The following is a 21,934-nucleotide window of genomic DNA, read 5'->3' on the forward strand; positions in this document are numbered from 1 at the left end:
ACGCCTCAGCGTGGCTGGAGGGCACCCCTCTTGAGCCTCGTGTCGAGCGCGACGGCCAGGACGAGCACCGCGCCGATGATCATGTAGCGCACGGACAGCCCAGCGTTCATGAGCGTCAGGCCGCTCGCGATCGACTGCACGACGAGCACGCCGACGAACGCCGACCACGCGCTCCCCCGCCCGCCGAACAGGCTCACCCCGCCGATGAGCACCGCGGCGATCGCCGTGAGGCTCGCCTCCGCGCCCCCGGACCCCTGGTTCGCAGCAGCCAGGCGCCCGACGGCGAGGACGCCACCGACCGCGGCGAACGTCGAGCTGATGACGAACACCTGGACGGTCACCCGACGCACCTGCATGCCCGCGCGCCGCGCCGAGTCGACGTTGCCGCCGACCGCGCGCACCGCGCGCCCCCAGCGGGTCCGCCGCAGGCCGACGTCCGTCAGCGTCACGACGAGCAGCAGCAGGGCGACCGGGTAGCCGATGCCGCGGTCCTTGCCGAGGTAGAGGATGCTCACGGCAAGGAGGACGGCGAGCCCGACCACCTTGAGCCCGATCCACACGAAGGAGTCGGCTGGCAGGTCAGCACGCTCGCGGCGCCCGCGCTCGTGCACGAGCGTCCACGCGTTGAGGGCGACGACACCGGCCGCGACGAGGAGCGAGGTCGTCGTGCTCAGGAAGCCCTGCTGGGAGAAGCGGACGAGCCACGTGTCGAACGGCAGGTTGACCGAGCCCGTGTCGCCGAGCACCCACAGCTGCACGCCGAGCACGACGAGCAGCCCCGCGAGCGTCAGCACGAAGCTCGGCAGCCCGAGGTAGGCGCTCAGCAGGCCGTACACGAGCCCGATCGCCGCACCGCACGCGACCGCGGCGACGACCGCGACCCACAGCGGCAGGCTCGCCTGCATGAAGACGACCGCGACGATCGCGGACGACAGCCCGCTGACGGCCCCGACCGACAGGTCGATCTGCCCGATCATCATGACGAGCACGACACCGAGCGCGAGGAAGCCGAGCGACGCCGACTGCAGCGTCAGCGCGACGAGGTTGTCCGGTGTGAGGAACGCAGGGCTGATCACCCGGAACACGACCCAGATGAGCACGAGCGCGCCGACGCCGGCGAGCGACCGGAGCTGGCCCGTGCGCACCCGCTCGCGCACGTCGGCGAGATGCTCGAGCACCTGGTCCGCTGCGCCGCGCACGGTCGCGCGCGGCTTGTCGATCGTGCTCATCGTGCCCCTCCGTCCGAACCTGCCAGCGGCGTCCCCGGGCGGCCGCGACCGAACCGGTCCGCCCCGCCGCGCGCACCCGTGACCGCGGCGAGCAGGTCTTCGTAGCTGGTCTGCGCGGCCTCGAACAGGCCGTTGAGGCGCCCGAGGCGCAGCACGGCGATGCGGTCCGCGACGGCGTGCACGTCGGCCATGTTGTGGCTCACGAGCACGACCGCGTGACCGCGGTCGCGCAAGCGCTCGACGAGCGTGAGGACCTCCGCGGTCTGCGCGACGCCGAGCGCCGCCGTCGGCTCGTCGAGCACGACGACGCGCGGGTCGCCCAGGAGCGACCGCGCGACCGCGACCGCCTGCCGCTGACCGCCGGACAGCGCCGAGACAGGCATGCGCACCGACGGCACGCGAGCGGCGAGCTGCGACAGCAGCTCCCACGCACGCTTCTCCATCTCGACCTCGTCGAGCAGGCCGCCGCGGACCGCCTCGTTGCCGAGGAAGAGGTTCTCGACGACGTCGAGCGGCTCGCACAGCGCGAGGTCTTGGAACACCGTGGCGATGCCGAGGGCGCGCGCCTGCGCGGGCGACGAGAAGACGACCGGCTCGCCGTCGACCTCGATCGTGCCCGTGTCAGCCATGAGGGCGCCCGCGACGATCTCGACGACGGTCGACTTGCCGGCGCCGTTGTCACCGACGATCGCGAGGACCTCGCCCGCACGGATGTCGAGGTCGACGTCCACGAGAGCGCGCAGCGCCCCGTAGCTCTTGGACACCCCGCGCAGCGACATCACCGGCTGCGTACCGGACGTGCTCATTGCTCCTCCTCCGTCAGGCCTGCGGCGGTGCAGGCCTGGGTGAACGGTTCGACGCAGATCTCCCCGAGCGTGAACACGCCCTTGCGGAGGATGACCGGCTCGATCTCCTTGCGGGTCACGGCGAACGGCGCGAGCAGCATCGTGGGGACGCCACGCACCTCGGTAGGTGCGTCGGCCTGCTCCCCGCGGGCGAGGTGGACGGCGGCGTCCGCGGCGAGCGCCGCCTGCTGTTCGATGTCCTTGTACACGGTCATGAACTGGTCCCCCGTGACGATGCGCTGGATCGCGGCGAGCTCGGCGTCCTGGCCCGTGACGAGCGGCATGTCGGTGATCCCGGCGGCCCGCATCGCGGAGATCGCGCCTGCAGCGAGGCCGTCGTTGGCCGCGTACACGGCGACGACGTCGTCGCGGTAACGGCTCAGCTGAGTCGCGACCCACTCCTGCGCCTTGTCCGGGCTCCAGTCGGAGATCGTGGTCTCGGCGAGGATCGTCAGGTCGGTCGAACCGAGGACGCCCATGACGCTCTGGCTCAGGCCGGGGCTGTTCGCGTCTGTGACGGCACCGTGGGCGACGAGGATGCCGCCGGTCGTGATGCCGCGCGCCTCGAGCCCGTCGACGAGCGCCTGCGCCTGGAGGCGGCCCACGCGGGCCGGGTCGAACGAGATGTAGTACGCGACGTCCGGGTCCTCGAGGAAGCGGTCATACGCGATGACAGGCACTCCGCGTGAGGTCGCGGCGGCGACGATGCTGAGCGCCGCCTGCGCGTCGACGGCCGCGAGGACGAGCACGTCGGCACCGCGGATGAGGAACGACTCGGCCTGCTGCTGCTGGCGAGCGGCATCCTGCTGCGCGTTCGCGTACAGCACGGTGCACTCGGCGCACGTGCCCACGACGGTCTTCTCGAACGACGGGCGGTCGAGCGTCTCGTAGCGTGCGGTCTTGGTCTCGGGCAGCAGGAGCGCGATCGTCGGACCGTCGTCGCGCGAGGTCGCGCCGTCGGTGCAGCCGGCGAGCACGCTCGCGGCGACGAGCAGCGCGGCGACGACAGCGGCTCCGCGCCTCTGCCGGGTGTCACGGGCGCGCTTCACGAGGCGGCTCCTCTCGCTGTGACGTCGACGTGCTCGAGCGCGAGCAGCAGCGCGCCGTGCAGCTCGGCCGACGCGCCGAGCTGCCCGCTCACGACGGGGACCGGGCCGGCGTTGGACGGGATCGCGCGTCGGGACAGCACCGCGCGCAGCGGGTCGAGGACGACGTCGCCCGCCTCCGCGAGCTGACCGCCGACGACGACGACCTCCGGGTCGACGAGGTTGCACACGTTCGCGACCGAGATGCCGAGGTGAGAGCCCGCGTCCTCGAGGACGCGCCGGCAGCCGAGGTCTCCCTCGCGTGCGCGCTGCAGGACGTTCGCCATCGACAGGTGCCCGTGGCTGCCCTCGAGCATTCCGAGGATGACGGGGGCGCCGACGTACATCTCGAGGCAGCCGCGGTTGCCGCAGCGGCACACGGGCCCGGTGTCGTCGATCGTCGTGTGCCCGATCTCCCCTGCCGTGCCGGACCGGCCGTGGAAGATCTTGCCGTCGAGCAGCAGCCCGGCACCGACGCCGTGCGAGATGCGGATGTACACGACGTGCTCGAACCCGCGCGCGGCCCCGCGCCGCGCCTCGGCGAGCGCACCGAGGTTCGCGTCGTTGTCCACGTGGACAGGCGCGGCGATCTGCTGCCCGAGCATCTCGGTGACGGACACGCCGTCCCACCCCCGCAGCAGGCCGCGCGTGGACACCTCGCCCGTACGGATGTCGACCGGAGCGGCCACACCGACACCGACGCCGAGGAGCTCGGACGGGTCCGCCCCGACCTGGTCGAACATCTCGCCGAGGAGGAGCGCGACACGGTCGAGCCCGATGTCGGCGCGGTGGTCGGGGGCGAGCGGCATGCGCTGCTCGGCGACGATCTTGTGGGAGGTGTCAGCGAGCGCGACGCGCAGCGTTCGCGCCCCGAAGTGGACGCCGGCGACGAGGCCGAGGGTGCGCGCGAGAGTCACCTGGTGCGCGCGGCGGCCCGAGCGGGAGGTGGGAGACGTCGTCAGGACGCCCGCAGCGGCGAGCTCTTTGACGATGTTGGAGACCGTGGCCGGGGACAGCCCTGTGACGCCAGCCAGCTCGACCTGCGTGAGGGCGCCGCGCTGCTGGACCGCTCCCACGATCCGGGCTCTGTTCGCTTCCCGAAGGGAAGTCTGGGAGCCCGGCGTCACCCGGTCGTTGCTCACGCGGTGAGCCTACACGCGGCGGGGCTGCGAAGACGCGGATCCTGGGCGGGTGCGTGCCTCGGCCGGCGGGGTCTCGAGAAGCGTGTCGGTGCGCGCGGCCTGGGTTCATCTCTTGACGCCTCAGGACGGCGCGCAGGCGCCCGGCCGGGTGTCCCCGACCGGGCGCCTGCGCTGTCTCGGCCTGCCGCTCTGTCAGCGGCGCGCCGCCCTGGTGATCTTGACCTTGACGGTCGTGCTCGTGCCCGAGACGGTGCTCGACCCCGAGTACTTCACGGTGATCGTCTGGGTGCGCACGGAGGTCGCGAACGACCGGGGCAGCGTCACTGTCGCCTTCCCGTTCTTGACCGTGGCCTTGCCGATCGTGCGACCGCCCGAGACGACGTGGACCGTCCCCGACGCCTTGCCTGCCGGGGCAGACACGGTGACCTTGACCTTGGCCCGGTTGCCGAGCGTGGCGCCCGTGACCGAGGTCTTGACCTTGGACCTCGCCTTCGTCACCTTGAGCGTCCCGGTCGCGGAGGACGACGCCACGACCTTCGCGGAACCGAGGTAGTAGGCGCGGACCCTGGTCGTCCCCGCCTTGGCCACTGCCTTCTTCGACAGCTTGACCTTGGCGACGCCGTTCTTGACGGTCGCCGAGCCGAGAACCTTCTTGCCGTCCCGGATCTCGACCTTGCCGCTGACGGGCTGCGTGCTGCGCACCCGCACGTCCCACGTGATCGTGGTGCCGAGCCGGGTCGTGCGCGACGCCGGTGACAGGACCGTCGTGGACCTCGCCTTGACCGGCACGGCCGGTCGCGGCTTGACGAGGATCTTCAGGGCCGCCGAGGACGATCCGGCGACCGTGCCCGATCCCGAGTACACGGCGACGAGCGACCGTGCGCCAGGCGACCTGGTGAACGAGCCGGGCAGGCCGATCTTCGCGCGACCGGCCACGAGCGTGCCGGAGGCGACGACGGTCGAGCCCTCGCGGACCTCGACGGTGCCGGTCGGCACCACGCCGTCAGCGGTGACGACCACGTCGACCGTGACCGGGTCCCCCTGGGTGGCGGTCCCGGTCGTGGTGGTGAGCGTGGTCGTCGACGCGACCTTCACCGGCTCGACGGGACCACCCTTGGCCTGGGTGAGCACCGCGACGGTGCGTCCCGGCACGGTCACGGTCCCGCTGGCGGCGTCCCACGTCGTCGTCTTCACGACAGCGTCGGCACCGTCCTTCTGGACCTGCGACAGCGCGAGAGCGCGCCCTGCGAGGCCGGGGACCTTCTCTGTGATGGGCGCCGGGCTCGCGTTGAACACCACGAGCACGCCGTCCAGGGCGGGGTCCACGTCCGTGCCGACCGTGTCGTCGACACGCATGACGAGCAGGCCGGGGGTCGCGTCAGCGCCCGAACCCGGGAAGGAGACCTTCTGCTTGATGAGGTCCGCGCTGCCGAGCCGCAGGAGCGGCGTCGAGTAGCGCAGGCGCAGCAGGTCGAGCGCCTGGGCGTTCGCCGCGGCGATGTCCGTCGCGGACGGCTTGAGCGCGGGGTCGGCGAGGAGCGGGCGCATGAGCCCCCACTTCTCCTCGTTCTTCTCCTTGCTCGGCAGCCCGACACCGAAGTTGTTGCTCTGGCCGGACCAGTCGACCTTGTTGAAGTGGTCGCCCGAGTTGTAGCTGTCCCGGTCGAGCGACTTCGACCGGAGCAGGTCCGTCCCGGCGTGCCAGAACGTCGGCGTCTGCGACAGGGTGGTCGTCGCGAGCGACAGCGTGTTCATGCGGACGCGGTCGGCCATCGACGTCGCCGTCGGCAGCTTGAGCGTCAGCAGGTCGAACAACGTCTCGTTGTCGTGCGCGTCGACATAGGTGACGACCTCGCCCGGCTCGCTCGCGTAGCCGGCCGGAGCACCGCGGTAGTCGAGCTCGTCACCGCGCTGGGCGGCCCCGGAACTCGTCACGAACGTGAAGTCCTCGAGGTTGCCCGCGAGGCCCAGCCGGACCAGGTCGGACTGGTGCGCGAGATCCGCCAGCTCGGCTGCGGAGCCGTCGTTGACGCCCCCGTCGCCGCGCTTGTTCCCGTTCGGGTCGGTGCCCAGACCGGTGCCGAAGCCCTGCTGGAACGTCGAGCCGCCGTCGACCGGGCTGCCGCCGTGGACGGCGTCGCGCAGCCGGTCGGAGAACGTCCCGATGCCGGTGCCGTTCAGCTGTCCCTGCGTCGCCTGCTCGAATCGGGCGTTGTCAGCGACCTCGCCGAAGTTCCAGCCCTCGCCGTACAGGTAGATCGACTTTCCGTCGACACCGTCGCGTGACAGCGTCAGCTCGTCGAGCGCCTCCCGGACGGCGAGCATGTTCGCCTTCGAGTGGTGCCCCATGAGGTCGAAGCGGAAGCCGTCGATCCGGTACTGCTTCGCCCACGTGACGACGGAGTCGACCATGAGCTTCTGCGCCACCAGGTTCTCCGTCGCGACGTTCGAGCAGCACGTCGAGGTCTCGACGCCGCCGGTCGCGCTGAGCCGCTGGTAGTAGCCGGGCACGACCCGGTCCAGGACGGACTTGGGGTCCTGGCCGCTCGCCGCCGTGTGGTTGTACACGACGTCCTGGACGACCTGCAGACCGTTCTTGTGCAGCGCGCCGACCATCGTGCGGTACTCGGCGACGCGGGCGCCGCCGTCCTGGTTGCCCGCCGAGGCGTACGACCCCTCGGGGGCCGTGTAGTGCATCGGGTCGTAGCCCCAGTTGAAGCCGTCCGCGTCCTTGATCGCGGCGACCGCCGCCTGCTGCTCCTCGCCGTCGGGCGCGAAGCCGGACAGGTCACCGGTCGTGGCCTGCTTGCTGCGGTCCTCCTCGATCGTCGCGATGTCGAAGCTCGGCAGCAGGTGCACGGTGTTCAGGCCCGCCGCAGCGAGCTTGCGCAGGTGCTTGACGCCGTCGCCCTCCCCCGCGAACGCGAGGTAGGTGCCGCGCTCGGCCTCGGGAACGCTCGGGTCCGAGATCGAGAAGTCGCGGATGTGCAGCTCGTAGATGCTGCGGTCCACGTCCCGGGCGATCGTCGGCGCCTTCGTCGTCGCCCACTGCGTCGGCCGGTGGGCCGGGTCAGCGAGGTCGACGAGCACGGAGTGCGTCGAGTTGAGGGTCAGGCCCACCGAGTACGGGTCGGTGACGACGTTGTGCTCGACCTTGCCGGTCGAGGGCACATACACCTCGATGTCGTACTTGTAGGGCTTGTCCTTCCAGGACGCGTCACCCGCGGTGACCCACGAGCCGTCCGCCTGGCGCACCGCGGGGACCTCGGTCGGGTCGGACGCGATGTCGCCGTCCGTCCAGACGAGCGTCGTCACGGAGCGTGCGGTCGGCGCCCATACCGCGAGGGTCGGGACGTCCCCGGCCCACGTGGCGCCGAGGTCACGGTCGACGACCGCGGCGAACACGTCGTCGAGCACCGGGGCGATCTGGACGCCCGTCGCGTACTCGACGACCGCGCCCGAGCGCTGGACCAGGAAGAGCTGCCCCGTCAGGTACTCCTCGAGCTCCTCACGCGTGAGGGACTCGGGCAGCTCGAGCGCCACGTAGGCCGCCAGGTGCGGGTACTTCGCGCGCAGCTCCGGCGCGAGGCCGCTGGCGTCCTGCGTGAGGTCGACCGAGAGAGCGTCGGCCGGGACGGTGACCTTCTCCTTCGTCGCGGACAGGCCACCCTCGGGAGCGGAGTACAGCGTCCACGTGCGCGACGCCGACTCTCCGGGCACAGCGCCGACCGGCAGCGCGACGGTACGGGAGTCCAGCCACACGGCCCGCGAGCCCTCGCCCGCGACGGTGGTGTCAGCCATCGCCGTGAACTCCTTCGTCTCCATGTTGAGGGTGAAGACCATCTTCGCGTAGTCGGTCGGGACGGAGAACCCGACGTTGGAGCCGGGGTAGGCCTCCGCCCACGCCTTGTCGAGCGCGGCCTTCGCCTCGTAGGTGCCCTTCTTCAGGCGGTTGGTCTCGTACGTGTAGACGACGCCGTCACGGCCCCAGTCCTGCAGCCACGAACCGAGGCACGCGGGCGCCCAGGACGCCGCGCAGCCGAGCTGCGGCTGGATCGTGCCCGCGATCGTCGCGAAGCGGCTCTCGCTGCCCGGGTAGATCGCGGTGACGAAGTGCGACTCGTCGTCGTAGACGAACGTGACGTCCGTCTCGGCGTCGAGGCTGAGCGGGATGTTGGCGCCACCGTTGTCACGGTCGCGGCCGTAGTTCTCGTCCCACGCGTGACCGATGACGGCCTTGTACTCGTAGTCGCCCGCAGGCAGGGTGAACGTCGCCGAGTAGTTCGCGCCGACGCGCTCCGTGAGCTCGGCCTCGACGCACGTGGCGTCCCAGTCGGCCGCACAACCCATCTCCGAGTTGAGGCTTCCTGCGATCGAGACGACGGCGTCGCGCAGGGGTTCCGGGCCCTCGCTCGGCGCCTCGCCCGTCTCGACGGACAGGACGCCCGTCGTCAGGTCGAGCGTGGCGATGGCGGCGGGTGCCGCCTCGGTGATCTCGAAGGAGACGTTGCCGCCGTCCTCCGCGCCGTAGGACGTGTCCCAGGACAGGCCGTCGACGGCCTTGACTGCGTACGTACCAGGCTCGAGGCCGGTGAGGACCGCGCGGTACGTGCCGTCGGCACGCAGCTTCAGCTGGTTGTCGAGGCACGTCTCCTTCCAGTCGGCCCCGCACTTCGTCTGCGACGAGAAGCTGCCGACGAGCGAGAGCACGGGGCCCTCGGCGGTGTTGGCGCCGAGCTTGGTGATCGGGTCGAAGTAGAACGTGATCGGCCCGCCCGCGTGGGTGTAGGCGTAGTTCTCGCCGCCCGCCAGCGTGCCGTTGGAGTCGTAGTCGCGCCCCCACTCGGTGCCGAACGCGAACTTGTAGGAGTACGAGCCCGCCGCGATGTCGAACGTGCCCGCGTACGAGTCGTTGGCGCGCTGGGTCAGCGCCGTGCTCGCGCAGCCCGGGGTCCAGTCGGCGCAGCCGCCGATCTCGGTGCCGTGGCTGCCGGGGATCGTCAGGCGGTTGTCGACGTCGCTGCCAGCCGCGTAGCCGGCGCCGTGGTCGTTGCCGACGACGGCGACGGTCGACGTCTGCGACAGGTTGCCTGCGGCGTCGCGCACGACGGCGCGCACCTGGAGCAGGTCGCCGTCGGCGTAGCCGTGCGCCGCCGCGTCGAAGAACACGCGGGGCGTCGTCGTGTCGTCGGTGCCGAGGAGCTTCCAGTCCTCGGCGCCCACGCCCCGGACGTAGACCGACGTCTCGGCGTAGCGCTCGGTGCCGAGGTCGACCGAGATGTCCGCGAGCGGGCGCAGGCCGCCCGTCGGTGCGACGGTCGTGAGCTGCGGTGCGATCGCCTCCGCGTCAGCGACGAGAGGGGACCCCGCCTTGAGCACGACGGCGGACAGCGCCGGGACCTCGACCGTCACGGCGCCGTCGGCACCCGACGTGACGTCGTCGTCCGTGCCGTACAGGCCGGTGAAGGTCGCGCCCGGGGTGAGCGCCGTGAACGTGGCCGAGGCGGCCGTCGTCGCGTTGTTGACCGCGACGACGTACTCGACCATGTCATCGGCAGACGTGTCGACGCGCGAGAACGCGTAGATGCCGGCGCCCGAGTCGGCGTGCTGCTCGATCTGGGCACCGGAGGACAGCGCCGGGTGGGCGCTGCGGAGGGCAGCGAGCCGGGCGATGTGCTTGTAGAGCGCGGCGTCGGTGTCGAACCGGTCGACCGCGCCTGCGGTCTCACCGTCGAGCAGCTTCTGCGACGTGAACTCGTCGACCTGCGACGCGAAGAGCGACTGGCGGGCGTTCTTGTCCTTGCCGTCACCCGCCGCGCCCGCGAAGCCCTGCTCGTCGCCGTAGTAGACGACCGGCTGGCCGCGCGTGAGGTACATGAGCGAGTGCGCGAGCTGCGAGCGCTGCTGCGCGGCGTCCTTGTCCTTGACGAAGTAGCCGATGCGGCCCATGTCGTGGTTGCCGAGGAACGTCGGCAGGGAGTGCGCGTTCTTCGTCGCGGTCGTGTAGTAGTCGTCGCCCTCGAAGAGCGTCGTCAGGTTGGAGGCCTTGCCCCCCTGCGCCCACACGGCCGCGGCGTCCTGGAACGTGAAGTCGAGGACGGCGTCCATGTCGGAGTTGCGCAGGTACGGCGACAGCTTGACCGGGTCGGCGTCGTAGACCTCGCCGAACATGAAGAAGTCCGGGTTCGTCGCGGCGGTGGCGTCCTTGATCGCCGTCGTCCACTGCTCCCAGAAGGAGAAGTCGACGTGCTTGGCGGTGTCGATGCGGAAGCCGTCGATGCCGGACGTCGCCCAGTGCTCGTAGATGTCGATGAACCCGTCGACCACGTCCTGCTTCTTCGTGTCGAGGTCGTCGAGGCCGTCGAAGTCGCCGAGGATGGCCGACTCGCCCTGCCACGTGGAGTTGCCACGGTTGTTGTACATCGACGTGTCGTTGAGCCACGCGGGGACCTTGATGTCCTCGAGGCCGACGGGGATCACCGGGGTGTAGGCCGGGACCGGGTTGCCCGCCGCGTCCTTCGTCGGGCGGTACGTGTACTCGCCCTCCTCATAGCTGATGATGTCCGCGGTGTGGTTGACGATGATGTCGAAGTACACCTTGATGTCGCGTGCGTGCGCCTCGTCGATCAGCGCGTCGAGCTCGGCGTTCGTGCCGAGGTGCGGGTCGATCTGCGTGAAGTCGGTGATCCAGTAGCCGTGGTAGCCGGCGGACTGGTCGGCGCCGGTGCCCTGGACGGCGCGGTTCTTGAACGACGGGGTCAGCCAGATCGCGGTCGAGCCGAGGCCCTCGATGTAGTCGAGGTTGGCGCGCAGACCGGCGATGTCACCGCCGTGGTAGTAAGCCTTGTCGGTCGGGTCGAAGCCCGAGACGCTGCGGTCGTTCTCCTCGCCCTCGGGGACGAGCCCGCCCGTGTCGTTGCTCGGGTCGCCGTTGGCGAAGCGGTCCGTGAGGACGAAGTAGAACTGCTCGTCCGAGCCCGGCTGGCGCACGGGCGCCGGCGCGTCGGCCTCGGTGGCCGGCTCGACCGTGTCGTCGACCGGTGTCACGGTGGTCTTGCCGGTCGCGGTGTCGAACGTGAAGCGGAGCTCGGCGTCTCCCCCGAGGCCGAGGTCGATGTTGGGTGCACCAGCGGCGCTCGATCCGTTGGCGCCCCAGGCGGGTGCCTCCCAGCTGTCGCCGTCGAGGACCTTGAAGGCGTACCGGCCCGCGGCGAGCGGAGCGGTCAGCGCGTAGACGGACGTGTCGCCGACCTGCGCGAGGAGGCCGCCCTCACACTCGGGCAGCCAGTCGTCAGCGCAGCCGAGCTGCGTCTGGAAGCTTCCGACGAGCCGGTAGGCGGGCGGGTCGGCTGCGACTGCGGTGCTCGGCACCGCCGCGACGCCGGTGGCCGCGAGGGCCGCCGTCGTGAACGCCGCGGCGGTGCCGCGGAGCCTTCGCCCGGACGGCCAGCCCGCCCGGGCGTGTGTTGCGTGAACCATGGATGGACCCCTTTGTCAGTGCGGACCACGACGTCCGCACGCAGCATGTGGGGGCGAGGCTAACCGTTGCAGCAACTTGCAGCAAGCGCTCGAACTCGCGTTGCAGGGTAGGACGAATCGGACGCCAGGAACGGCATGATCCCGTCATGACCAGGCCGGATTCTTGCAACGTCCGACGACGCACCCGCAGGCCGCAAACCGCCCATCCCGGACATGACGAGACCCCGGCCCTTCCGGGTCCGGGGTCTCGTCAGCGCACCGCGAGGTCAGATGAGCCCGAGCTTCTCCACCGCAGCCCGCTCCTCGAACAGCTCCGCGACCGACGCGTCGATGCGCCCACGGGAGAAGTCGTCGATCTCGAGCCCCTCGACGATCTGCCACTCGCCGCCGCGCGACACGACAGGGAACGAGGAGATGACGCCCTCCGGAACACCGTACGAGCCGTCCGACGGGATGCCTGCGCTCGTCCACTCCCCCTCCGGCGTGCCACGGACCCAGTCGCGCACGTGCTCGATCGCCGCGTTCGCCGCCGACGCAGCCGACGACGCGCCACGCGCCTCGATGATCGCGGCACCACGCTTCGCGACCGTCGGGATGAAGTCCTCGGTGAGCCACGCACGGTCCTCCGCGAGCTCCGCACCGCTCCGGTCCCCGACGCGGGCGTGGAAGATGTCCGGGTACTGCGACGCCGAGTGGTTGCCCCAGATCGTCACGTTGCGCGTGCGGCGCACCGGGACGCCCGCGCGACGCGCAAGCTGCGACAGCGCGCGGTTGTGGTCCAGACGTGTCATCGCGTTGAACCTCTCCACCGGGACGTCCGGCGCGTGCTTGGCCGCGATGAGCGCGTTCGTGTTCGCCGGGTTCCCGACGACGAGGACGCGCACGTCCGAGGCCGCACCCGCGTTGATCGCCTCGCCCTGAGGCCCGAAGATCCCGCCGTTCGCGGCGAGGAGATCTGCGCGCTCCATGCCCGCACCGCGCGGACGCGCACCGACGAGCAGCGCGACGTTCACGCCGTCGAAGGCCTTGACGGGGTCGTCGAAGATCTCGATGCTCTCGAGCCGGTCGAACGCGCAGTCGTCGATCTCCATCGCCGTGCCCTCCGCAGCACGGACCGCCTGCGGAACCTCCAGGAGACGCAGACGGATCTGCGTGTCATGACCGAGCATCTGACCTGAGGCGATGCGGAACAGGATGCCGTAGCCGATCTGCCCGGCAGCTCCTGTGACCGTCACTGTCACCGGCTGTGCGTTCATCGTTCAACTCCCTCGTCGTCGTGCCGCACGCGACCCGCCGATCAGGCGGGACGCCTTGTCCCATCATGCCAACAGCGGCCTGCCCGGGAATCCGGACAGGCCGCTGCTGATCAGGTTCCGCTCAGGCCGCGAGACGGGCCGAGAGGTTCTCGTCGAGCGCTGCGAGGAACTCCTCCGTCGTCAGCCACTCCTGCTCCGGACCGATGAGGAGCGCGAGGTCCTTGGTCATCTTGCCGGACTCGACCGTCGTGATGACGACGTCCTCGAGGGTCTCCGCGAACGTGACGACCTCGGGGGTGGCGTCGAGCTTGCCTCGGTGCATGAGGCCGCGCGTCCACGCGAAGATCGACGCGATCGGGTTCGTCGACGTCGGCTTGCCCTGCTGGTGCTGGCGGTAGTGCCGGGTCACCGTGCCGTGCGCCGCCTCGGCCTCGACGGTCTTGCCGTCGGGCGTCATGAGGACCGACGTCATCAGGCCGAGCGAGCCGAAGCCCTGCGCGACCGTGTCCGACTGGACGTCGCCGTCGTAGTTCTTGCAAGCCCAGACGTAGCCGCCCTCCCACTTCATGGCCGAGGCGACCATGTCGTCGATCAGGCGGTGCTCGTAGGTGAGGCCGGCAGCGTCGAACTGCTCCTTGAACTCCGCGTCGAAGACCTCCTGGAACAGGTCCTTGAACTGACCGTCGTAGGCCTTGAGGATCGTGTTCTTCGTCGAGAGGTAGACCGGGTAGCTGCGCTGCAGGCCATACGCGAAGGACGCGCGGGCGAAGTCCTTGATGGACTCGTTGAAGTTGTACATGCCCATCGCGACACCGCCCTCCTCGGGGAACGTCACGACCGTCTGCTTGATCTCCTCGGAGCCGTCGGCAGGCGTGTACGTCAGCGTCAGCGTGCCCGCGCCGGGGACCTTGAAGTTGGTCGCCTTGTACTGGTCGCCGTGAGCGTGACGCCCGATGATGATCGGCTTGTTCCAGCCCGGGACCAGGCGCGGGATGTTCGAGATGATGATCGGCTCGCGGAAGACGACGCCACCGAGGATGTTGCGGATCGTGCCGTTGGGCGAGACCCACATCTTCTTGAGGCCGAACTCCTCGACGCGCGCCTCGTCAGGCGTGATCGTCGCGCACTTGACGCCGACGTTGTACTGCTTGATCGCGTTGGCGGCGTCGATCGTCACCTGGTCGTCGGTCGCGTCGCGGTTCTCGATCGACAGGTCGTAGTACTTGAGGTCGATGTCGAGGTACGGGTGGATGAGGCGGTCTTTGATGAACTGCCAGATGATGCGCGTCATCTCGTCGCCGTCGAGCTCGACTACCGGGTTGACGACCTTGATCTTGCCCATGCGCACGGATCTCCTGTGTGTCTGCGGGGGGTTTCCTCGGCCGAGCCTATCCGATTTCTTGACGTCAAGATAGTTCGTGCGGCGTGGACCAGCGCACGTCCTGGTGCCACACTCAGGCAGTGCTCAGCCCATGGTGAGAGCATCCAGCGACCCACCGGACGCCCCAGACGGGGCCCCACAGACAGGACACGCATGTCGACGACAGCGCCCGAGACCGACCTCGGCCTCACGAACGACCTCCCGGACACGCCGGGCCTCCTCTCCCGGATGGGCGCCGAGGTCTTCGCCACCTTCGTGCTCGTGCTGCTCGTGGGCGGCGCCGCGGTCTACTCCTCGATCAACGTCATCGGCACGGGCACGCTCGGCGTCGCCCTCGTGGCCGCGGCCGCCGTCGCCGCAGCAGGGTCCGCCGTGTCGCGCGTGTCCGGCGGGCACCTCAACCCGGCCGTGACGCTCGGCCTCGCCGTCGCCGGCCGCTTCTCCTGGCGCGACGTGCTCCCCTACTGGCTCGCGCAGCTCGTCGGCGGCGCCCTCGGCGGCCTCACGATCTTCCTCGCGACCCCGCAGTCGTTCGGGACGGCGCTCCAGCTCGAGACGCAGCGCGACGTCGTCTCGATCGCCGCGAACGGCTTCGGTGCGCACTCCCCCGTCGGGCGCATCTCCGAGGGTGCGATCGACGTGTCCCTGCAGAACGCGCTCATCGTCCAGGCGATCGCGGCGGCCGTCCTCGTCGGCGTCTACCTCGGTGTCACCGGCCGCCGGTCGTGGGCAGCGAACCCCCTCGTGCTCGTCGGTCTCGTCTTCGGTGGCCTGATGGTCGTGACGATCCCGCTCACCAACGGCGGCATCAACCCCGCGTCCTCGTTCGGCATCGCGATCTTCTCGACGTCGTGGGCGCTGTCGCAGCTCTGGCTGTTCGCGGTCGCGCCGCTCGTCGGAGCGGTCGTCGCCGGTGCCTGCTACCGGCTCGTCGTGACCGAGGTGCCCCCGGCGCTCCTCGACCCCTCCGGCGAGGAGGACGCAGCGGTCGCCGCCGACGCGGGCATGCTGGTCGACGCCGAGCCCGACGTCGAGCCCGGGGCCACGACCGACGTCACGACCGACGCCGAGGCAACGGACGAGGAGCCCACGGCTCCGCGCGACTGACGCACCAGCACCACGCCTCACAGCGACGGCCGCCACCCCGTACGGGGCGGCGGCCGTCGTCGTCCCAAGGCTGCGGCTAGATCTGCGGTGCGGTCACGGCGATCACGGTGATCGCGGCGCACAACGTCCAGAACAGACCCACGTCGAAGATCCGCGAGCGGATCGCCAGCCCCGCGACCGGCTCCGACGCCACGAGCCGCACGCCACCGCACACGGCGAGCTGCGCGGCAAGCACGAGCGCGGCGATCCGGGAGCCGACCACGAACGCGAGCACGCACACGACGACGATCATCGCGATGTTCGCCCAGATCCACAGATTGCGACGCGGGGCGATCGCCCGCGAGGCCGCAGCGACGTCGTCGACCGGGACGCGTCCGGCGTCGACCTCGGGGTCGTCGCCCGCGCTCGTCTGCTCCACGACGGCCTCCTCGTGCGTCTCGTGCGGGCCGTCCGGCCCAGGTCCGCCCACGAGACTACCGTTGTCCCGTGATCGAGCCCGCACCCACCAGCGCCCGCGTCCCTCGTTCTGTCGTCGTCGTCGGGGCGGGCCTCGCCGGGGCACGCACGGCCTCACGACTGCGGGACCTCGGCTTCGCGGGCCGCCTCACGGTCGTCGGCGACGAACCGCTCGCGCCGTACGACCGGCCACCGCTCTCGAAGCACCTCCTCGACCGTCCGCAGCCGACGTGGCTCGCCGACGACCTCGGCATCCGGCTCTCCGAGCTCGCGGACGAGGTCCTCCTGGGCGTCGCCGCCGTCGGGATCGACGCCGTGGCGCACGCCGAGCACCCCACCTACCGCGTCGCCATCCGCGCCGCGGACGGCACGCCCCGCACGCTCGAGGCCGACGCCGTCGTCCTCGCGTGCGGCTCACGGCCCGTCCGTCCGGCGGGCTGGGAGCACGCGCTCGTGCTGCACACCGCCGACGACGCCGACCGGCTGCGCGCCCGACTCGCCGAGGCGTCCGCCGCAGGCGGCCGACGGCACGTCGTGTGCGTCGGCGCAGGATGGATCGGTGCGGAGCTGGCCGGGGTCCTCACGGACGCGGGCATCGACGTCACCGTCGTCGAGGCGGCGCCCGTGCCGCTCGCCGCAGCGCTCGGCGAGCACGCGGGCCGGCTCACGCTCCCCTGGTACGACGAGCGTCCCGGGCTGCGCCTCGTCACGGGTGCGAGGGTCGACGCTGTGCGGCCGGGCGGGGTGGACCTCGGCGACGGCACGACGATCTCGGCGGAAGTCGTCGTCGCGGCCGTCGGGGCCCGTCCCGCGACGGCGTGGCTCGACGGCACCCTCGCCGGGCTCGTGGAGCTCGGCCCGCGCGGCGCGGTCGTCGTCGACGAGCAGCACCGACCGATCGACGCGACCGGTCAGCCCGTGGCAGGGCTCGAGGGCGTGCGCGTCGTCGGGGACGCGGCGCTGCGCCGCTCCCCACGGCACGGCTGGGTCGCGGGCGGGCACTGGGACGCCGCGCTCACCGGACCCGAGACCGCGGTGCGCTCGCTCCTCGGGTGCCTCGACGGGCCCACGCCCGACCCGGCGCCGTACGTGTTCTCGACGCAGCTCGGCCACGAGCTGTCGATGTTCGGGGTGCCGGGCGCGGACGACGACGTCGTCGTGCGCGGCGGTGACGAACGCCCCGGCGGGACCGGCGGCTGGACCGCCCTCTGGTTCGCACCCGAGGACGGCCGCCCAGGACGCACGCTCACGGCAGCGCTCGCCGTCGACCGGCCGCGCGACGTCGCTGCCGCCCGCCGCCTGTTCGCCGGAGCCGAGCTGCCGCGGCTCGACCCGGCCGTCGCCGCCGACCCCGACTCACGGCTGCGGTAGCGCCGCCCGCTCCCGCACGAGGAACAGCGGCGCCGCGAGCGCGAGCACGACCCCACCGACGACCATCGCAGCCCCCGTCGACGCGCCCGTCGCGACGGCGCCCAGCACGACGAGGCCGAGCGACGCGGAAGGCTGGCCGACCATCGAGGCGAGCGACAGGACCGTCGCCCGGTGCTCGTTGTCCACCTGCTCGTGCAGCAGGGTCTCGTAGAGGACGCCCGACGACTCGTGCACCGCGTACGTGAGCAGGTAGGCGGCGACGAGCCCGACGACACCGCCGACGAGCCCCATCCCGACGACGGTCGCGCCCTGCACGAGGCGCAGGACGAGCGAGACGGTACGGATGCTGCCGAGCCGCAGGAGCGGCGCGACGAGCGCGGCGCCGAGCGCCGCGACCCCCCACCCGGCCGCGGTGACGGGACCGAGGAGGGCTGCCGCGGCGTCGGGCCCGCCGACAAGCTCGGCTGCGCGCACCGGCATGAGCGACTCGAACGCGACCATGCCGAACCCCCAGAAGAGCTCGACGGCGACGAGCGCGGCGAGCACGCGCGAGCGCCGCAGCAGGAGCACGCCTGCGCGGATCGTGCGCGGCGTGCCCAGGACTGAGCTGACGAACGCGCCACGCTCGCGCGGCCGGTCCTCCCGCACGAGCAGGGCCGCGGCCACGAGCTGACCGACCGTCGTGCCGATCGCGACGTACACGACCAGGTCGAGCGCGCCCGCAGCCCCGGTGGGCGCCCACGCGACGACGCCACCCGCCACGAGCGCGCCGGCCGCGATGCCTGCGCCGCAGACGACGCCCGCGCCCGAGAGGCCGCGCGCGACGGTCGCGGACCTGGTCTCGGCGTCGTTCTCCGCGGACGCCGGGCTCGCGTGAACCGCGTCGACGAACCACGCGTTGAGGGGGCCGGAGTCGAGGGCGCGGAACACGCCCATGACGCCGAACGCGACCGCGAACGCGAGGGGCGTCTGCGCGACGGCGACGAGTCCGAGCGCGACGATCGCGAAGACCGCGGACGCGAGGATCACGGGACGACGGCCGAGCGCGTCCGCGAGGCCGCCCGTCGGCAGCTCGAGGAGGAGCACGACGATCCCCTGCGTCGCGAGCGCCGCGCCGAGCTGGGCGACGGTGAGGCCGCGCTGCAGCGGCAGCAGCATCATGACGGGCAGGAGCAGGCCGACGGGGAGCCATCTCAGGCCGGCGAGCACCCAGAAGCGGTTGCGGACCTGCGTGAGCGTCAGCGGCGGGCGCAGCCGCGCGGGGCGTGCGGCGGGCGCAGGGTCTGCGGTGGGGCCGGCGCTCATGTCGTGGCCGGGAGGGCGAGGAGGTGCACGGAGATGGGCAGCTCGCCCTCGCGGCCGCTGTACCGCAGGACGACCTCGCGGAGCTCGGCGAGCATCGCCTGGGCGTCGCCGCGGTCGAGGTGCACGAGGTAGTCGGAGTGCTCGTAGGCAGGGTCGGCGGGGTCGGTCGTCTCGATCCTCGCGGCGATCCCTCGGCGCAGGTGCTCGGCCTGGCGGGCGGCGAGCTGGGTGTGCGCCTCGCGCCCACCCTCCCCCGACCACAGCTCGGGAGGCAGCTCGGTCTGCTGGTGGGCCGCTCGCCAGCGGCGTTCGCGCCGCGACGTCGGTTGCGCGTCGTCGCCCTCGTTGTCGACGACGTAGCCGTAGCGCTCGAGCTGGCGCAGGTGGTACGACGTCGACCCGCTCGACTCGCCGAGCGCGCGGGCGAGCTCCGAGGCGGTCGCGGGGCCGTCGAGGCGCAGCGCACCGAGGATGCGCATGCGCAGGGGGTGCGTGACGGCGCGCAGCATGTCGAGATCAGTGACGACCTTGGTTCTCATGCCGCCAGCATAGAGCGCAAAGGCGTCTTTGCAAAGAGTTCTTTGCGGTTCGGTCGTGGTCGAGCCCCTCCCTCCGGACACGATCGGGAGACGGTGAAGGCCCGGCCGCCGCAGCAGCCGGGCCCTCGCCCGGTCCTCAGTACGCCCCGGCGTCGGTGCGCCCGGCGTCAGTGCGCGAAGTGGCGCGTCCCCGTGAAGTACATCGTCACGCCCGCAGCCTGCGCCGCCGCGACCGACTCGTCGTCACGCACCGAGCCGCCCGGCTGCACGACCGCGCGCACACCCGCGTCGAGCAGGACCTGCAGGCCGTCCGAGAACGGGAAGAACGCGTCCGACGCCGCGACCGCGCCACGCGCCCGCTCCGCGTCCCCCGAGTTCGCCCGCTCGACCGCGAGCCGACACGAGTCGACCCGGTTGACCTGCCCCATCCCGACCCCGACGGACGCGCCGCCGTCAGCCAGGAGGATCGCGTTCGACTTCACCGCGCGCACCGCCCGCCACGCGAACGCCAGGTCGGCGAGCGTCGCCTCGTCGGCCGCCTCTCCCGCCGCGAGCGTCCACGTCGTCGGGTCGTCACCGTCCGCGTCGACCCGGTCGACCGCCTGCACGAGCAGGCCACCCGAGATCGGGCGCGTCTCGACCGCCGCCGTCGGCGGGTTGTCGACCATGAGCAGACGCACGTTCTTCTTCGCACGCAGGATGTCGAGCGCCTCCGGCTCGTAACCCGGCGCCACGACGACCTCCGTGAAGATCTCCGCGATCTGACGGGCAGCCTGGACCGACACCACGTCGTTGAGCGCGATCACGCCGCCGAACGCCGACAGCGGGTCGCACGCGTGCGCACGGGCGTGGGCGTCCGCGATGTCCGCGCCGACCGCGATGCCGCACGGGTTGGCGTGCTTGATGATCGCCGCCGTCGGCTGCTCACCGTGGTCGTGCGCCGCACGCCACGCAGCGTCCGCGTCGACGTAGTTGTTGTAGCTCATCGCCTTGCCGTGCAGCTGCGTCGCCTGCGCGAGGCCCGCGTCACCCGAGCCGACCGTGTAGAGCGCGGCGCGCTGGTGCGGGTTCTCGCCGTAGCGCAGCACGTCGGCCCGCTCGTACGTCGCACCGATCCACGCGGGGAAGCCCGTCGCGACGACCTCGCCGTCGAGCGCGACGTCGTCCGTCGGCGACACCACCGAACCCATCCACGACGCGACCGCGACGTCGTAGCTCGCCGTGTGCACGAAGGCCTGCGCCGCGAGCGCCTTGCGCTGCGCATACGTGAAGCCGCCGCCCGTGACAGCCTCGACGACCGCGTCGTACGCGACCGGGTCGACGACGACGGCGACCGACGGGTGGTTCTTCGCCGCCGCACGCACCATCGACGGCCCGCCGATGTCGATCTGCTCGACGCACTCGTCCGGCGTCGCACCCGACGCGACGGTCTCCGTGAACGGGTAGAGGTTCACCACGACGAGCTCGAACGGAGCGATCTCGAGCTCCGCGAGCTGCGCGAGGTGGTCGGCCTTACGGGTGTCCGCGAGGATGCCCGCGTGCACGCGCGGGTGCAGCGTCTTGACGCGACCCTCGAGGCACTCGGGGAAGCCGGTGAGCGCCTCGACGGGCGTCACCGGCACGCCCGCTGCCGCGATCGTCGACGCCGTCGAACCGGTCGAGACGATCTCGACGCCCTCGGCGTGCAGGGCCTGGGCGAGCGGGACGAGGCCCGTCTTGTCGTAGACCGAGACGAGCGCGCGGCGCACGGGGCGCCGAGCGTCGTCGGCCAGGGGCGTCACGGCCTGGTCAGAGGTGTGCGAGGAGAACATGCTGGCTCCTGAGGTTGCGTTCGGATACGTGTCCGACAGGGCGCCCAGGCGGGCGGCGCCCTCGGCAGGGAACCTCAGCCGCTTCCCGGTGGTTGAGCCCACCTTCGCCAGTCACGACCAGGGACCAGTCTAGCGGCCCCGTCGCACCCTCCGCAGGGTCGGAGGCCGCCGCCGGCAGAGCCGAGCCCAGCCGTCTGCAGTGTCAGCCGCAGCCCGCGCTTCGTCAGGCCCAGCCGCGACCGACGACGGCGCGGCCCGCCTCGACCCGCAGCCCGCCGCGCGCGAGCCTGCCCACCTGCGCCACGAGCATCTCCCGCTCCGCGACCTTGATGCGCTCGTGCAGGGACTCCTCGTCGTCGTCGTCGAGGACCTCGACGACCGTCTGGGCGATGATCGGGCCCGTGTCCACGCCTGCGTCGACCACGTGGAAGGTCGCACCCGTGACGCGCACCCCGTACGCGAGCGCGTCGCGCACGCCGTGCGCACCAGGGAACGACGGGAGGAGCGCCGGGTGCGTGTTGACGGTCCGCCCCCCGAACTCGGTGAGGAACGCGGCCCCCAGGATGCGCATGAACCCCGCCGAGACCACGAGGTCCGGCGAGAAGACGCTCACGCTGCGCGCGAGCGCGCGGTCCCACGCGGCGCGGTCCTCGAAGTCGGCAGGCGCGACGACCGCCGTCGGGACACCCGCAGCACGAGCGATCTCGAGCCCGCCAGCAGCAGCCTTGTCCGACACGACTCCCACGACACGAGCGCCGTACGCGTCGTCGTCGTGCGCCGCGAGCAGCGCCGCGAGGTTGGAGCCCGCCCCCGACACGAGGACGACGACGCGGGTCACGTCGGTTCGCCCTGCAGCACTCGGGTGGGACATGATCGGAGCGGAGTCATCAGCCACGGGACCGACCCTAGCGCCACCCGGCGCCGTGCC

The 21,934-nt window shown here is 71.6% G+C and carries 14 protein-coding genes and 1 riboswitch; of the genes, 2 read left to right on the forward strand and 12 right to left on the reverse strand.

The window, feature by feature from the left end; genetic code table 11:
• Window positions 1-5 precede the first annotated feature (5 nt).
• The 7 genes from HF995_RS02280 to HF995_RS02310 all read right to left on the reverse strand — a co-directional run bounded on the left by HF995_RS02280 (window position 6) and on the right by HF995_RS02310 (window position 14,378).
• Complete coding sequence (locus HF995_RS02280; RefSeq protein ID WP_168446189.1) at window positions 6-1,229, reverse strand: sugar ABC transporter permease; 1,224 nt, start codon at window positions 1,227-1,229, stop codon at window positions 6-8.
• Window positions 1,226-2,035, reverse strand: a complete 810-nt coding sequence (locus HF995_RS02285; RefSeq protein WP_168446190.1) for an ATP-binding cassette domain-containing protein — start codon at window positions 2,033-2,035, stop codon at window positions 1,226-1,228. The genes HF995_RS02280 and HF995_RS02285 overlap by 4 nt, the downstream gene beginning before the upstream one ends.
• A complete protein-coding gene (locus tag HF995_RS02290; RefSeq protein ID WP_168446191.1) occupies window positions 2,032-3,123 on the reverse strand; it encodes a substrate-binding domain-containing protein in 1,092 nt (363 codons plus the stop codon). Before HF995_RS02290 ends, HF995_RS02285 begins: the two co-directional genes overlap by 4 nt.
• The gene (locus tag HF995_RS02295) at window positions 3,120-4,301 is read right to left on the reverse strand and encodes an ROK family transcriptional regulator (protein ID WP_168446192.1); all 1,182 of its coding nucleotides are present in this window, start codon (window positions 4,299-4,301) and stop codon (window positions 3,120-3,122) included. Before HF995_RS02295 ends, HF995_RS02290 begins: the two co-directional genes overlap by 4 nt.
• A 192-nt stretch (window positions 4,302-4,493) precedes the next feature.
• Window positions 4,494-11,780, reverse strand: coding sequence for a pullulanase-type alpha-1,6-glucosidase (pulA, locus tag HF995_RS02300; protein WP_168446193.1), 7,287 nt, complete (start codon window positions 11,778-11,780; stop codon window positions 4,494-4,496).
• Window positions 11,781-12,046: 266 nt separating this feature from the next.
• Window positions 12,047-13,036 carry a malate dehydrogenase gene (locus HF995_RS02305; protein WP_168446194.1) on the reverse strand — a complete coding sequence of 330 codons (990 nt, stop codon included), beginning with the start codon at window positions 13,034-13,036 and terminating at the stop codon, window positions 12,047-12,049.
• A 121-nt stretch (window positions 13,037-13,157) separates the two neighbouring features.
• Window positions 13,158-14,378 (reverse strand): NADP-dependent isocitrate dehydrogenase, encoded by a 1,221-nt coding sequence (locus HF995_RS02310; RefSeq protein ID WP_168446195.1) that lies wholly within the window; start codon window positions 14,376-14,378, stop codon window positions 13,158-13,160.
• Window positions 14,379-14,570: 192 nt separating this feature from the next.
• Here HF995_RS02310 and HF995_RS02315 point away from each other — a divergent pair, with 192 nt between their 5' ends.
• A complete protein-coding gene (locus HF995_RS02315; protein WP_168446196.1) occupies window positions 14,571-15,524 on the forward strand; it encodes an MIP/aquaporin family protein in 954 nt (317 codons plus the stop codon).
• A 76-nt stretch (window positions 15,525-15,600) separates the two neighbouring features.
• On the opposite strand, the gene HF995_RS14015 is transcribed toward HF995_RS02315, so the two are convergent.
• A complete protein-coding gene (locus HF995_RS14015; RefSeq protein WP_168446197.1) occupies window positions 15,601-15,942 on the reverse strand; it encodes a DUF3017 domain-containing protein in 342 nt (113 codons plus the stop codon).
• Window positions 15,943-16,010: 68 nt separating this feature from the next.
• Between HF995_RS14015 and HF995_RS14020 the strand changes: the two genes are divergently transcribed.
• A complete protein-coding gene (locus HF995_RS14020; RefSeq protein WP_350308701.1) occupies window positions 16,011-17,351 on the forward strand; it encodes an NAD(P)/FAD-dependent oxidoreductase in 1,341 nt (446 codons plus the stop codon).
• On the opposite strand, the gene HF995_RS02330 is transcribed toward HF995_RS14020, so the two are convergent.
• The 4 genes from HF995_RS02330 to purN form a co-directional block, all read right to left on the reverse strand.
• Entirely contained in the window at window positions 17,337-18,656 is a 1,320-nt protein-coding gene (locus tag HF995_RS02330; RefSeq protein ID WP_168446198.1) for an MFS transporter, read from the reverse strand. The genes HF995_RS14020 and HF995_RS02330 overlap by 15 nt on opposite strands.
• Window positions 18,653-19,195 carry a winged helix-turn-helix domain-containing protein gene (locus HF995_RS13565; protein WP_210727058.1) on the reverse strand — a complete coding sequence of 181 codons (543 nt, stop codon included), beginning with the start codon at window positions 19,193-19,195 and terminating at the stop codon, window positions 18,653-18,655. Before HF995_RS13565 ends, HF995_RS02330 begins: the two co-directional genes overlap by 4 nt.
• Window positions 19,196-19,362: 167 nt before the next feature.
• Complete coding sequence (gene purH, locus HF995_RS02340; protein ID WP_168446199.1) at window positions 19,363-21,006, reverse strand: bifunctional phosphoribosylaminoimidazolecarboxamide formyltransferase/IMP cyclohydrolase; 1,644 nt, start codon at window positions 21,004-21,006, stop codon at window positions 19,363-19,365.
• A 35-nt stretch (window positions 21,007-21,041) separates the two neighbouring features.
• A riboswitch (ZMP/ZTP riboswitch) is annotated at window positions 21,042-21,131 on the reverse strand.
• A gap of 98 nt (window positions 21,132-21,229) precedes the next feature.
• The gene (gene purN, locus HF995_RS02345) at window positions 21,230-21,877 is read right to left on the reverse strand and encodes a phosphoribosylglycinamide formyltransferase (protein WP_168446956.1); all 648 of its coding nucleotides are present in this window, start codon (window positions 21,875-21,877) and stop codon (window positions 21,230-21,232) included.
• Window positions 21,878-21,934 lie beyond the last annotated feature (57 nt).

Source organism: Sanguibacter hominis ATCC BAA-789 (genome assembly GCF_012396185.1).
Taxonomy (GTDB): domain Bacteria; phylum Actinomycetota; class Actinomycetes; order Actinomycetales; family Cellulomonadaceae; genus Flavimobilis; species Flavimobilis hominis.